This window comes from Streptomyces sp. WZ-12 (assembly GCF_028898845.1).
GTDB lineage: Bacteria > Actinomycetota > Actinomycetes > Streptomycetales > Streptomycetaceae > Streptomyces.
Genome location: NZ_CP118574.1, coordinates 7,872,593 through 7,885,716 on the forward strand (window position 1 = coordinate 7,872,593; position 13,124 = coordinate 7,885,716).

The 13,124-nt window shown below is 69.4% G+C and carries 10 protein-coding genes; all 10 read left to right on the forward strand.

Annotated features, from left to right (window positions below):
* Positions 1 to 34: 34 nt before the first annotated feature.
* The 10 genes from PV796_RS34450 to PV796_RS34495 all read left to right on the forward strand — a co-directional run bounded on the left by PV796_RS34450 (position 35) and on the right by PV796_RS34495 (position 13,098).
* On the forward strand, positions 35 to 1,015 hold the full coding sequence (locus PV796_RS34450; protein WP_274917659.1) for a helix-turn-helix transcriptional regulator: 981 nt from the start codon (positions 35 to 37) through the stop codon (positions 1,013 to 1,015).
* Between the two features lie 95 nt (positions 1,016 to 1,110).
* Positions 1,111 to 1,323: an MbtH family protein gene (locus PV796_RS34455; protein WP_274917660.1), complete on the forward strand. Its 213-nt coding sequence runs from the start codon at positions 1,111 to 1,113 to the stop codon at positions 1,321 to 1,323.
* 68 nt (positions 1,324 to 1,391) lie between these two features.
* Positions 1,392 to 2,162 (forward strand): thioesterase II family protein, encoded by a 771-nt coding sequence (locus tag PV796_RS34460; RefSeq protein WP_274917661.1) that lies wholly within the window; start codon positions 1,392 to 1,394, stop codon positions 2,160 to 2,162.
* A gap of 10 nt (positions 2,163 to 2,172) precedes the next feature.
* Positions 2,173 to 6,144 carry a non-ribosomal peptide synthetase gene (locus PV796_RS34465; RefSeq protein ID WP_274917662.1) on the forward strand — a complete coding sequence of 1,324 codons (3,972 nt, stop codon included), beginning with the start codon at positions 2,173 to 2,175 and terminating at the stop codon, positions 6,142 to 6,144.
* Positions 6,141 to 7,421, forward strand: coding sequence for an MFS transporter (locus tag PV796_RS34470; protein WP_274917663.1), 1,281 nt, complete (start codon positions 6,141 to 6,143; stop codon positions 7,419 to 7,421). The genes PV796_RS34465 and PV796_RS34470 overlap by 4 nt, the downstream gene beginning before the upstream one ends.
* A 128-nt stretch (positions 7,422 to 7,549) precedes the next feature.
* Positions 7,550 to 8,521: an aspartyl/asparaginyl beta-hydroxylase domain-containing protein gene (locus PV796_RS34475; protein ID WP_274917664.1), complete on the forward strand. Its 972-nt coding sequence runs from the start codon at positions 7,550 to 7,552 to the stop codon at positions 8,519 to 8,521.
* 57 nt (positions 8,522 to 8,578) lie between these two features.
* The gene (locus tag PV796_RS34480; protein WP_274917665.1) at positions 8,579 to 9,355 is read left to right on the forward strand and encodes a 2OG-Fe dioxygenase family protein; all 777 of its coding nucleotides are present in this window, start codon (positions 8,579 to 8,581) and stop codon (positions 9,353 to 9,355) included.
* A 66-nt stretch (positions 9,356 to 9,421) separates the two neighbouring features.
* Positions 9,422 to 10,462, forward strand: a complete 1,041-nt coding sequence (locus PV796_RS34485; RefSeq protein WP_274917666.1) for a hypothetical protein — start codon at positions 9,422 to 9,424, stop codon at positions 10,460 to 10,462.
* Positions 10,463 to 10,475: 13 nt separating this feature from the next.
* Complete coding sequence (locus PV796_RS34490) at positions 10,476 to 11,306, forward strand: fumarylacetoacetate hydrolase family protein (protein ID WP_274917667.1); 831 nt, start codon at positions 10,476 to 10,478, stop codon at positions 11,304 to 11,306.
* Between the two features lie 100 nt (positions 11,307 to 11,406).
* The gene (locus tag PV796_RS34495; protein ID WP_274917668.1) at positions 11,407 to 13,098 is read left to right on the forward strand and encodes a non-ribosomal peptide synthetase; all 1,692 of its coding nucleotides are present in this window, start codon (positions 11,407 to 11,409) and stop codon (positions 13,096 to 13,098) included.
* Positions 13,099 to 13,124: the final 26 nt, after the last annotated feature.

Consider the following 13,124-nt stretch of genomic DNA (forward strand, 5'->3'; position numbering starts at 1 on the left):
GGGCGTTCACCGACACACCTGGGAGACGGACCTCATGCTCACCATGTTCGGACTGGAACTGATGGAAGAAGCGGTGTACCGGGAGATGCGCGCATCGCCCGCGCCGAGCGCCGAGGCGATCGCCGACCGGCTGGCCGTCGCGCCGGACCGGGTACGCGCCTGCCTCGACCGGCTGCTCGAACTCGGCCTGGTGGGGCACTCCTTCGAGGTACCGGGCGGATTCGCCGCGGTGGATCCGGTCTTGAGCCTGCAGCAGTCGTTGGCCGGCCAGCACGAGGAGTTGATGCGTCGGCAGCTCCGGCTCGCCGAGACCCACGCCGAGGTCGTCCGCCTGCTCACGTCCGGCGCCTCCGGCCTGTCGGGCAAGGCCGAACAGGTCGAGCGGCTCCTGGGGATGGACGCGGTGCAGCGCCGGGTGGACCGCCTGGCGGGGGAAGCCACCCGCGAGGTGCTGACGTTCCGCCCCGGCGGCGCGCAGTCGCCGCTGGAACTCCTGGCGTCGCGCCGGAACGACGCGGCGTTGCTGAGCCGCTCGGTGTCGATCCGGACCATCGGCACGGACACCGACTCCTACGACGCCGCGACGAGGGCGCACGTGCACTGGCTGACCAGCAACGGGGGCCAGTTCCGCGGCTCCGGGGCTCCGCTGCCGAGAATGCTCCTGGTCGACGGCTCGGTCGCACTGGTACCCGTCGACCCGGAGGACGCGGCGGCGGGCGCGCTCCATGTGACCGATCCCGGCCTCATCGCCCCCATGGTCGTCCTGTTCGAGATGACCTGGTCGTCGGCCGCACCGCTGGATGCTGAGTGGCCCGCCGAGGGCGACGCCCCGAGCGGCAAGGAGCTGGCACTGCTCAGGCTGGTGGCCAGGGGGTGCACCGATGCCGCCGCAGCAGGGCAGTTGCATATTTCGCACCGGACCGCTCGACGCATGATGGCGGTGCTGATGGAGCGCCTCGGCGCTCGCAGCCGTTTCGAGGCCGGGGTCAAGGCCGCCCGGCTCGGTTGGCTCTGACCGTCGGACGAGCCGGCCACGTCCGTCCCTGACGTCATGTCACATCCTCGGCCGATCCCCGTGGTTCGGCCTGATCACCTTGAAAGGACAGTTCCGTGAACAACCCGTTCGATGACGAAAACGGCTCCTATCTCGTGCTGGCCAATGCGGAGCGACAGCATTCCCTGTGGCCCGCCCACATCGACGTGCCCGCCGGATGGTCCACCGTGTTCGGAGCGGGAACGCGGGCCGCGTGCCTGGACTACGTCGAGGAGAACTGGACGGACATGCGGCCCGCCAGCCTGGCGGCCACGATGAACGGGGCCTGACCGATGGCAGCGAGCGCGATAGGCACCACGGGGTTCGAGGCCGGGCCCATGTCCACCGGGGCGGCACGGTGAGCGGCGTACGGGACACCACGGTGGTGCCCCTGCACCGGACGCCGGACGCCGAACGGACCCTGGTCGGCCTGAGCTTCTTCGCCGGCGGTACGGCCGCGTACCGGCCGTGGACCGCGAGCATGCCCGCCGGGACGGACCTGGCCGTGCTCTGTTACCCCGGCAGGGAGGGGCGGTTCACCGAGCCCTTCGCCCGGGACTGGGCCGAACTGGCCGCCGGGGTAACCGAATCGCTGTCCGGTGCCGACCTCGGCCCGTATGTCCTCTTCGGGCACAGCATGAGCGGCTGGATGGCCTTCGACGTCGCCGCCCGGCTGGAGAGGGCCGGGGCGCGGAAGCCGGAAGCGCTCGTCCTCTCCTCCTGCAACGCCCCCGACCGGGGTCTGACCGACAGCGAACGTTTTCCCACACTCCAGGACGATGACGAGCGACTCCTGGAATGGCTGGGCACCTACGGCCTGTTGCCCCCGCACGTCCGTGAGGACGACGGCCTGACCGAGCTGGCGCTGGAGTTGATGCGCGCCGACTTCGGCGTCCGGGACACCTTCGTCTATGCCGGCGCCAAGGTGAGCGTGCCGCTGCAGGTGTTCTCCGGTGCCGACGATCCGCTGATCAGCGCCGACGTCGGTTCCCGGTGGAGCGGCTTGACCTCCGGCCCGTACCGGCACGACGTGCTCGGCGGCGGCCACTTCTACACCCCGGAGATCTGGCGGGCCCTCCCGAGCCGGATCGCTGCCACCCAGTCCACCGCGTCCGGCTCTGCCCCCTGAGGAGTGGCCCGTGTCCCCCGTGTCCTACGCCCAGCGGAGGCTGTGGTTCCTGAATCGCGTGGACGGCCGGTCGGCGGTCTACAACTGCCCGCTCGTGATCCGGGCGCAAGGTGAACTGGACCGCACCGCCTTGGCGGCGGCGCTCACCGACCTGGCAGACCGGCACCAAGTGCTGCGTACGGTATACCCAGGGGTCGACGGCGAACCCGTACAGCGGGTGCTCGCCCGACGGCCCGAGCTCGACGTGGTCGAATGCGAGGAGGAAAGCCAGCTCGCCGAGGCGCTCACCTCCACCGTCGACCGTGGCTTCGACCTGACGACGGATCTCCCGATCCGGGCGACGGCGTTCGCGCTGGCGCCACAGGAACACGTGCTGGCGCTGGTGATCCACCACATTGCCTGCGACGAGTGGTCCTGGCAGCCGCTCCTCAACGACCTGGCCACGGCCTACCGCGCCAGGGCCGCGGGGCAGTCCCCGCAGTGGACGCCGCTGCCGGTGAGCTACCCGGACTACGCGGTGTGGCAGCGGGAACTGCTGGGCGACCAGGACGATCCGGCGAGCCTTGTCGCGACGCAACTGTCCTTCTGGCGGGAGCAACTGGCCGATCTGCCGGCCGAGTTGGGCCTGCCGTTCGACCGTCCGCGCCCCGCGGTGGCCGACTACCGCGGCGACTGGGTACCGCTGAAGCTCGACGGCGAGCTGCACCGCCGCCTACTCGCGGTCGCCGCCGACCACGGGTGCACCACGTTCATGGTCCTGCAAGCCGGGCTGGCGGTCCTGCTGTCCCGGCTGGGGGCCGGTACGGACATCCCCATCGGCACTGCGGTGGCGGGGCGTTTGGACGAGGCGCTGGAAGACGTGGTGGGCTTCTTCGTGAACACCCTGGTGCTGCGCAGCGACGTGTCCGGCGATCCCACCTTCAGCGAGCTGCTGCACCGCCTGCGGGACGCGAACCTCGCCGCCTACGACCACCAGGACGTCCCTTTCGAGCGGCTCGTCGAAGACCTCAACCCGGAACGGTCACTGGCCCGGCATCCGCTCTTCCAGGTCATGCTGACCCTGTCCCGGGCGGAGGAGGCAACGCTGTCGTTGCCGGGCCTGACATGCACCGAGGAGCACACGGACTGGCAGGTCGCGAAGTTCGACCTGTCCGCGGACTTCCGGGAGAACTACACGTCGGACGGGAACGCCGCGGGCATCGACGGCGCCCTTGAGTACGCCACCAGCCTCTTCGACCGGGCCACCGCCGACCAGATCGCCGACGCCCTGCCCCGGTTGCTGCGGCACCTCGTGTCGGCACCACAACGCCCCATCGGCGAAGCCGACCCGCTGTCCGCCGAACACCGCCACCAGGTCCTCGTCGCGTGGAACGACACCGCCCGGCCCGCGTCGCCGGCCACCGTGCCGGAGTTGTTCGAGGCACAGGCCGCGCGAACGCCCCAAGCGACCGCGGTGGTGTGCGGGGACACCAGCCTCACCTTCGCCGAACTCAACGATCGTGCCAACCTCCTGGCACGCCGTCTGCGCGCTGCGGGAGCCGGGACGGAACGGCTGGTCGGGCTGGCCCTGCCCCGGTCGGCCGAGTCCATGGTGGCGATGCTGGCGGTGCTCAAGACCGGCGCGGCCTATCTGCAGCTCGATCTCGAATACCCACCGGACCGGATCGGGCACATGCTGCGGGACGCCGCACCGGTCGCCGTCGTCACGGACACCGCGACCGCGGCCGCGCACGGATTCGGTGCGCTGCCCGCGGTTCTCATCGACCGGATCGAGACGCCGACCGGCCCCGTGGCCAACCTGAACTGCCGCGTACTGCCGCACAGTGCGGCGTACGTCATCTACACGTCCGGATCCACCGGCCGTCCCAAGGGAGTGCTGACGCCGCATTCCGCGTTGAGCAACCTGTACGCCTTCCACCGCGAGGGGCTGATCGCGCGCACCGAGGCCACCGCGCGCCGGCGGCTGAGGTCCGCCGTCACCGCTTCGCTGTCGTTCGACACGTCGTGGGAGGCACTGTTCTGGATGCTGGCCGGGCACGAACTCCACGTGATCCGCGACGACATCCGGCGCGACGCCGTCGCGTTGACCGGCTACGTCACGGCCGCCGGGATCGACGTCCTGGACGTCACCCCCACCTACGCGGAGCACCTGCTCGACGAGGGCCTGCTGTCCGGGCCGCATGCGCCGCTGGTGCTGCTGCTCGGCGGGGAAGCCGCCGGGCGGACGCTGTGGACCCGCGTCCGGGAGGCGTCCGGGACGCTCTGTTACAACCTCTACGGTCCCACGGAGTGCACCCTGGACGCGCTGTGGTGGGACGCCGCGGACAGCCCCTCCCCGCTGATCGGCAGGCCGATCGGGAACACCAGGGTCTTCGTGCTCGACGAGCGGCTGCGCCCCGTCGCGCCCGGTGTCCCGGGCGAGTTGTACGTGACCGGGCCCGGCGTGGCCCGCGGCTACGTGAACCGCCCGGCCGCGACCGCCGAACGGTTCGTCGCCTGCCCCTTCGTCGCGCACGGGGAGCCGGGGAGCCGCATGTACCGCACCGGTGACCTGGTCCGGTGGGATCACCAGGGCAGGCTGGACTACCTGGGCCGCATCGACGACCAGGTCAAGGTGCGGGGCTTCCGGATCGAACTCGGCGAGGTGGAGGCCGCGTTGACCCGCTGCCCGGAGGTGGCACAGGCCGCCGTGGCCGTGCACGAGGGTGCCGGGGGCGACAGGCGGCTGGTGGGTTACGTGCAACCCGCGGCGGACCAGGCGCCCGAGACGCGCGACCTGCGCAGGCGGCTGTCCACGATCCTGCCCGACCACATGATCCCGTCGTTCTTCCAGGTGGTCGAACGGCTGCCGATGACGCCCAACGGAAAACTCGACCGGGACGCGCTGCCGCCCCCGGACCTCGCGCACCGTCCGACGTCGCGTGGTCCGCGCGGACCCTACGAGGAGGTCCTCTGCGGACTGTTCGCGGAGGTGCTGGGGCTGAGCCGGGTCGGCGCCGAGGAGAACTTCTTCGAACTGGGCGGTCACTCCCTGCTCGCCATCAGATTGCTCGCCCGGGTGCGGGCGGTGCTGGGCGGAGAACTCACCATCCTGGACCTGTTCCAGGCACCCACCGCGGCAGACCTGGTGGACCGACTGGCCGCCGCAGCGCGGCACGACCCGCTGTCGGCCCTGCTCCCGTTGCGGACCGGAGCCGATCGGCCCGCCGTCTTCTGCGTGCATCCGGCCGCCGGGATCAGCTGGGTCTACGCGGGCCTGCTCAGCCACATCGACGCCGACTACCCCGTCTACGGCCTCCAGGCGAAGGGCCTCACCGATGCGGCGGCGACGGGCCAGTCCTGGCGGGAGATGGTCAGGGACTACGTGGAGCAGATCAGGTCCGTCCAGCCCGAGGGGCCCTACCGGTTGATCGGTTGGTCCTTCGGCGCCGTGCTCGCTCACCTGATGGCCACCGATCTGCAGGCCGCGGGAGCCCAGGTCGATCTGCTCGCCCTGCTCGACGGCTACCCGCCCGACTCGGTACCCGACTACCGGCCCCTCGTCGACGGCAGCTCCGAGGCGTACACCGAGCTCCTGGACTCCTTGGGGTACGACCTTTCCGCACGCGGCGGGGGACCACTGCGCTACGACGACTACGCGCGGACGGTCCGCCGGCCGGGCAGCACGCTCGAACGGCTGACGCGGTCCGAAGTCGCCGCCCTGGCCCGGGTGTTCGTGGACAACGACCGGATCTACGGGGAACTGAGGCCCCGCACCTACGAGGGGGACATGGTGTTCTTCTCCGCCACGGAGGGGAAACCGGAGGATTCGCCCGCGCCGGAATCCTGGCGTGACCACGTGACCGGACGGCTGGAGGTACACGAGATCGCCTGCAGCCACGGCGAGATCACCCAGGCGAAGCCGATCGCGCGGATCGGCGCCGTCCTCGCCGGGAAGCTCGCCCAACTCGACGGTGCGCGGCCCATGGCGGGAGAACGATGAGCGGCAGGAAACGCCAGGGCTCGGTGTCCGGGCGCGAGTTCCGGTTGTTCTGGTTCGGCGAAACCACGAGCATGTTCGGCAACGGGATCGCGGTGGTGGCGCTGCCCCTGGTCGCCGTCCTCACCCTGCACGCGGACACCCTCGTTGTCGGACTGCTGACCTCGGTCGCCTATCTGCCCTGGCTGATACTCGGTCTGCCCGCGGGCGCGTGGGTGGACCGCCTGCCGCGCCGCCCGGTGATGCTGATCTGCGACGCCGTTTCCTTCGTCGCTTACGTCAGCGTCCCGGCCGCGGCCTGGGCCGGCGTACTCACCACTCCCCACCTGCTCCTGGCCGCCTTCCTCGGCGGTTGCGCCAACGTCTTCTTCACCACCGCGCAGCGTGCGTACATGCCGACGCTGCTCTCCGACGCGGAGTTGCTGGCCGGCAATGCGCGGCTGCAGGGCAGCGAGTCGACAGCCGAGATCACCGGCCCCGGCCTGGCCGGACTGCTGGTGCAGGCGTTCGGCGCCGTCACCGGGCTGCTGGCCAACGCGCTGAGTTTCGTGGTCTCTTGGCTCTGTCTGCGGGCGATCCGGACGATCGAGCCGCCGCCCCCGGCGGTCCAGCGGCGCCGACTGCGCACCGAGGTCGGCGACGGCCTGAGATTCCTGTTCCGGGACCCCATTCTGCGCACCCTCGCGGTATTCAGCGCGGTGTCCAACATCGCGTTGACCGGAATGAGTTCGATCGAAGTGGCATTCCTCGTTCGGACCGTCGGCGTGGGCGAGGCCATGGTCGGCGCGGTGTTGACGTTGTGCGGTCTCGGCGGGGTCCTCGGAGTGCTGTTGTCCAGCCGGGTATCCCACCGATTCGGCAGCGCCCGGGCCGCGTTGATCTGTCAGGTGAGTGCCGCGCCCTTCACCTTGCTCTTTCCGCTGACCGGCCCGGGTGCCGGCCTCGCGTTCTTCGTCGCCGGCGGTATCGGTGCCGGCGCCGGTGTGGTCGCGGCGAGCATCATCACCGACACCTTCCGCCAGCGGTACTGCCCACCGGGCCTGATCGGGCGGATCAGCGCGAGCGCGGCCGTGATCAGCTTCGGCGCCATCGCTGTCGGCGGACTACTCGGCGGCGCGCTCGGCGAGTTGTGCGGTGTCCGGGAAACGCTGTGGATGATGAGCGGACTGCAGGTGCTGTCGACGGCCATTTTGCTGTTCAGCCCGATCCGAAAGTTTCGGGATTTCCCGGAATCCGAGCACGCGATTTTTGCGGCCGAGACCGGAAAGGTCATGTCCTAAAGAGTCCTGGCCGTTTCCGCGCGCCGCGAGACCCTTTTCCCGGCGCATTGCAGAAGTAAGCTACCGATAGCAAGGCCAAAGCGAACAAGGCTCATTGAAGCGAGGCTTTCATGCAAGAGAGCGGATCCTTGAGGGATCTTCCGGCCGCGGTGATGTTGCGGGACGACCTGGATATCGATCGACTGAACGCGGATCTCGCAGAACTCAGCGGTTCGGAATTCTGGGCATTGCAGCGGTCCTTCGAGGACGGCATCGTCGGGGAAGAATCCGATGTGGACTGGAAGGTCCTTTCGCTGCGTGCGCCGAACGGGGACGTCCGGCGAACCGACCCCGGTGGTCCGGGGCGTGACGGGTTCGACGACACCCCCTTGATGGCGAAGGCGCCCTACCTCGGCCAGATACTGTCCGAGCTGGGTACCGAACTGCGCAGTGTCCGCTTGATGGCCCTGGCTCCCGGGGTGTCCGTCGAGGAACACTCGGACACCCCGATCGGGCTCCCCTACGGCTATGTACGGCTGCACATCCCGCTGGTCACCAACCCCGGTGCGGTGCTGGTGGTGGACGGGATCGAACAGCGGTGGCAGCCGGGAACGCTCTGGTACGCCGACTTCGACCGACCGCACTCCGTGCGCAACACCGGTGACCGGGCCAGGATTCACCTGGTCGCGGACTGCGCCACCAACGACAGCCTGCTGGCCCTGTTCCCGGAGAGCTTCCGGGCACAGCTTCCGGTCAGCGACATCGCCTACTACCGCCCCGTTCTGCCGTTGAGCCGGCCCGAACTCGACGAGTTCGGCTGCCGCTTCGCCGTCCCGCTCTCCTTCATGGAGTGGGGGCTTGCGGTGGTCGACGACCAGGAGACCGACCTCGTCGCCGAAGTGGCCGCCGAAGACGGCGCACTCGTCCTGCGGGTCGAGGGGCGCGCGCCGGTCGAACTGCTGCACCTGGGCGCCGGTGAGTTCCGGTTGCTCGGCTGGAGCGAGGAGCGGCTGCTCCGCCTCGACCTCTTCGACGACAACCCGCGGGTGGAGTTCTCCACCAGGCGCGGGCGCCGGCGCCAGGTGGTCGTCCGCCCGGCCCACCGGCTCACCACGGTCTGACGGCCCGGGCCGCACTCCACCACAAACCACCCGTTTCGACTACCACTTGGGACAGTCATGCAGACGCTGACCGAATCGACCACCCTCGTTGAGCAGGGATTCGCCCGTTACGACCTCGCCGAGGAATTCGGGATCGCCGAATCCGACGACGTCTTCCAGAGCCTTCGCGCCGAGTTCGTCGACCTGCCGCCGGACCCCTACGCGACGGAGGCCGGGCGCAACCGCCGCTACGCCCGCGGTATTTACCTCCCGTGGTCGCGGGAGTTCAGCTGGATACCCAACACGCACGTCGGTGAACAGGGTTGGATGAACGGCTACTACCAAGCCGACCACAATCCCGAATACGTGGGCGTGGTCCGCAAGTTGCCCGCCATGAGCGAAACCGCTCGGAACAACCCGATCATCCGCGAGATCCTCTCCTTCGACTTCGCGCAGACGCGGTGGTCGCAGGACGACGCGGCGTTCCCGTTGCACGTCGGGGTGCATCTGATCAAGCTGGCGGTGGACGACCCCGGGCTGGAGGCCATCTCCTCGCCCAACGAACTCCACCAGGACGGCGAGCCGTTCGTCTTCGCGCACCTGGTCTACCGCCGTAACGTCGTCGGCGGCGTGAACGTGGTCGCGCCGCCGAAGTACCGGGGCAAGCAGCCCGCGGACGTGCCCGACGGCGAGGCCCTGGCCGAGTTCGAACTGACCAAGCCGCTTGAGTCCTATGGCATCACCGACGAGAAGGTCAGCCACTACGTGTCCCCCATCAGGCGCGGGGCCGGACCGGAGACGGGCGAACGTGCGGTGATCCTGGTCGACTTCACCCCGATGCGACAGTACATCTGAGCCCGAATCCCTCACCACCTGTTTGTTCGTGTGTACGTCCGTGCTGAGCCGAGGAGGGCGAAGGTTATGACAGACAGCCGATCCCGGGCGATGTCCGAGATGGAACTGCTCGACTGCACCTTGCGCGACGGCGCCTACGCCGTTGATTTCGAGTTCGACGAGAATTTCGTGGCCGAACTTCTCGCCGGACTCAACGAGACCCCGGTTTCCAAGGTCGAGATCGGTCACGGGATCGGGCTGGAGGCCGAGCAGACCGGCATCAAGGCGGGAAACATCGACCATTTCGCCTGGTGTGAACTGGCCCGGTCGGCGCTGTCCGCGAAACCATGGGGAATGTTCGCGCAGCCCGAGTTCACTCGGCCGGCGACGGTCAGGCGGATGTGTGACCGCGGAATGTCCTTCATCCGGGTCGGTGTGGAACCGGATCGCGTCCAGGAGCACCTGCCCTACCTCCGACAGGTCGCGGACGTCTGCGGGGAGGTCTACCTCAACCTGATGAAGTCCAGCGCCATGCCGATCGACCGGCTGCTCGGCACGCTCGACGGAATCGGGCCGGAGATCGCGGGTGTCTACGTGGTCGACTCCTACGGCGCGATGACTCCCGAGACCGTGCAGGAGTATGTGAGCGCGGTCGCCGATCGGTACCCGGTCGTCGGCTTCCACGGTCACGACAACCTCGGCCTGGCCAACATCAACACCGTCACCGCATTCCGGGCGGGGGCCACCCTCGTCGACGGGACGCTGAACGGCATCGGTCGCGGTTCGGGCAATGCCGCCACCGAGTCCCTCGCCGCGATCATCAACATCATGGGCAGGGACCGGTTCGCATACCAGGAACTGGCCGAACTCGCCGAACTCTGCCGGGTCAACATGAAGGTGATCGGGCAGGGGCGCACGATGCAGGTCCTCGGCGCGGTGATCGGCATCCACTCGGGCTTCTTCCCCTTGGTCGAGGAACTCGCCGACAAGCACCACACCGATCCGGCCCAACTCATGGAGACCGCGGTCGGGGTGGCGGGGGAAAGCCCGCGGGCGGCCGACTTTCACGCGGCGGCGGCCCGCATCGCTGACGGTGACAACCCGCGCTACTTGCAGCTTGCGAACTGAAGGGGGCGACGCCATGAAGCTCGCCAAGAGCGGCAACAGCCAGGACATCTTCGTGGGAATCGACGGCAGTTGGTTCCCCCTGCGGGAGATCAGCGGTTACGAAGACCTCACCCGCATCGGGGACGTGGTCGCGGACCGGCGGTTCGGCGACCTGGAGGCACAGGTCAGGGGGCAGGCGGCCCGTTCCGACGGTCCCGACCTGTCCGACGCGGCGACCATCGTCGACGGCGACGCCGATGTCTGGGGCGCCGGGCTCAACTACCGGCGGCACTCGGATGACTTGGAGACCGAACAGCCCGGCTCCGGCCCCGGATCGTACCTGCGGCCCACCTCGTGCCTCATCGGCAACGGCGGAACCATCCGGCTGCCGAAACAGTCGCGGCGGGTGACCGCCGAGGCGGAGCTGGGGCTGGTCGTGGGCACCCGCTGCAAGGACGTTCCCCGCGACGCGTGGCGGTCCGTCATCGCCGGAGTGACGGCCGTCCTCGACATGACGGCGGAAGACGCCATCCGCCAGAACCCGCGCTACATCCCGTGGGCGAAGGGGTTCGACACGTTCTGCAGCATCGGCCCGGCCCTGGTGACCCTGGACGAGTTCCCCGGCGACAGCCTGGACGGGATCCGGATCTCCACCGTCAAGAACGGCGAGGTGATCGCGGCGGCGACGCCGCGGGACATGAAGTACGACCTGGGTTACCTCGTGGAGTACTTCACCATGGGCCGGACTCTCGCACCGGGAACGGTGATCTGCACCGGAACCCCCGGTGCCGTCCCGATCAGCCCGGGGGACACGGTGCGGGCCACGGTCGAAGGCGTCGGCACGCTCACCCACCCGGTCGGTTGATCCGGAGGTGGGCGTGCCCGCCGCGGCGCGCCGAGAACGCCCCCTGCTGTCTCAAGCCCGCTTGACCCTGCGCGTCGGCGGCGAGTGGAACTGGAGTCACATGTCCCTGATATACGGATTCGAGCGCGCGGTGCGGGAGAATCCCGATGGCGACGCCGTGCGGACGGCGGACCGGACGGTCAGCTATCGAGAGTTCGACAAGCTGAGCCAGGCGTTCGCGGACGACCTCCGCGCGCGGGTCGCACCCGGCGGGTTCGTCGGGATCGAGGCGAGCAAGGGGCTCGGTGCGATCACGGCGATGATCGGAGCACTCCGGGCGCGACGCCCGTTCGTGTTCCTCGACGGTCGCGACAGCGTGGCGTCGAACTCCGAGAAGGTCAAACTGCTCGGCGTCCGACGACTGGCCCGGTCGCGGGACGATGGCGAGGTGTACCTCGCCGACGTCCCGGAGGTCTGGCGTGCCGACGAACCCGACCTCGCGCGCGGGGTCTTGGACGTCGAGGGCGAGCTCTGCTACGCCATCTACACCTCCGGTTCGACCGGCGAGCCCAAATGCGTTCTGGTGCGCCCGGACCCGCTCGCCGCGGTGGTACGGGATCACGTCGAGCGGCTGTCCGTGGGGCCGGACTCGCGGACGCTGCAGTTCGCACGGCTGACCTTCGACGGGTGCATGACCGAGATCCTGTGGACCCTGACGGCCGGTGCCTGCCTCGTGGTGTTGGACGAGGCACGCCTGGCGCCCGGCACCGAACTGCGGGAAACCTTGGAGCACTTCGGCATCACGCACCTCAAGACCACCCCGTTCGCGCTGACCGCGACGGAGCCCAGCGGCGCGATGCGGCTGCGCCACGTGATCAACGGCGGCGGGGCGTGCCGGTCGGCGGTGGTCACCAAGTGGTCCGAAGCGGCCGCGCTGCACAACGCCTACGGTGCCACCGAGACCACCGTGTGCAACCTGCTGACCGGCCCGCTCGACCCGGCACTTTGCCGTGACGGGGTACCCCTTGGCGACGTCGTGGGCGACTGCGCGTACCACCTGCGCGACCTCGATGAAGGGACCGCGGACGTCCGGACCGGCGGCGCGGTGCGCAGGGGCGAGATAGTGATCACGGGCTCCGCCGTCGCCGCCGGATACCTGACCGAGCGCGGCGTGCGGCCGTTCGGTCCGGCGGGTGACGGCACGGAGTACCGGACCGGCGACGTCGCCGAACTCCGCGACGGCAACCTGTACTTCGTGGAACGGCTGGACCACCAGGTGAAGCTCCGCGGCTACCGCCTGGACCTCGGCGAGATCGAGAACACCGTGTGTCAGGCGGAGTCGGTCGTCGAGGCGGTGGTGACCGTGGAGTCGCACGACGGCTCGGAAGCCGCCGGGGACGACGCGTTGGTCTGCTACTACCTGGGCGACGCCGACCCGAGGGAACTCCGCCGCCACCTCGAAGGGGCCCTGGACCCGTACAAGGTCCCCTCGGTGTTGGAGCGCGTCGCAGCGCTGCCGTACACCCCGAACGGAAAGGTCGACCGCGACTCCCTGCGGGGAAGCCGGACCCTCGACGCGGACGCCGTGTCGCCCCCCGTGCAGCAGGTGCTCACCCTCGTGGGCCGCCTCACCGGGATCGGTGACGCCGCGCTGGACGACAACTTCTATGCGCTGGGCGGCGATTCGGCATCGACGCTGCTACTGGTCGCGAAGTTGCGCGAGCTGGGCTGGCTGGACGCCGGGGTGCGCGACGTGCTGCGCGCGGAGGACCTGCGCGCGCTCACCGACCAGTTGCTGCAGCGGAGCGTGTAGCGCGATGTGCGGCCTTTGCGGGACCT

What these genes read in the sequence shown, in the direction of transcription:
- PV796_RS34450 (WP_274917659.1), top strand. Translation starts at nt 35, where the DNA reads ATGCTCACCATGTTCGGACTGGAACTGATGGAAGAAGCGGTGTACCGG.
- PV796_RS34470 (WP_274917663.1), top strand. Translation starts at nt 6,141, where the DNA reads ATGAGCGGCAGGAAACGCCAGGGCTCGGTGTCCGGGCGCGAGTTCCGG.
- PV796_RS34480 (WP_274917665.1), top strand. Translation starts at nt 8,579, where the DNA reads ATGCAGACGCTGACCGAATCGACCACCCTCGTTGAGCAGGGATTCGCC.
- PV796_RS34485 (WP_274917666.1), top strand. Translation starts at nt 9,422, where the DNA reads ATGACAGACAGCCGATCCCGGGCGATGTCCGAGATGGAACTGCTCGAC.
- PV796_RS34490 (WP_274917667.1), top strand. Translation starts at nt 10,476, where the DNA reads ATGAAGCTCGCCAAGAGCGGCAACAGCCAGGACATCTTCGTGGGAATC.
- PV796_RS34495 (WP_274917668.1), top strand. Translation starts at nt 11,407, where the DNA reads ATGTCCCTGATATACGGATTCGAGCGCGCGGTGCGGGAGAATCCCGAT.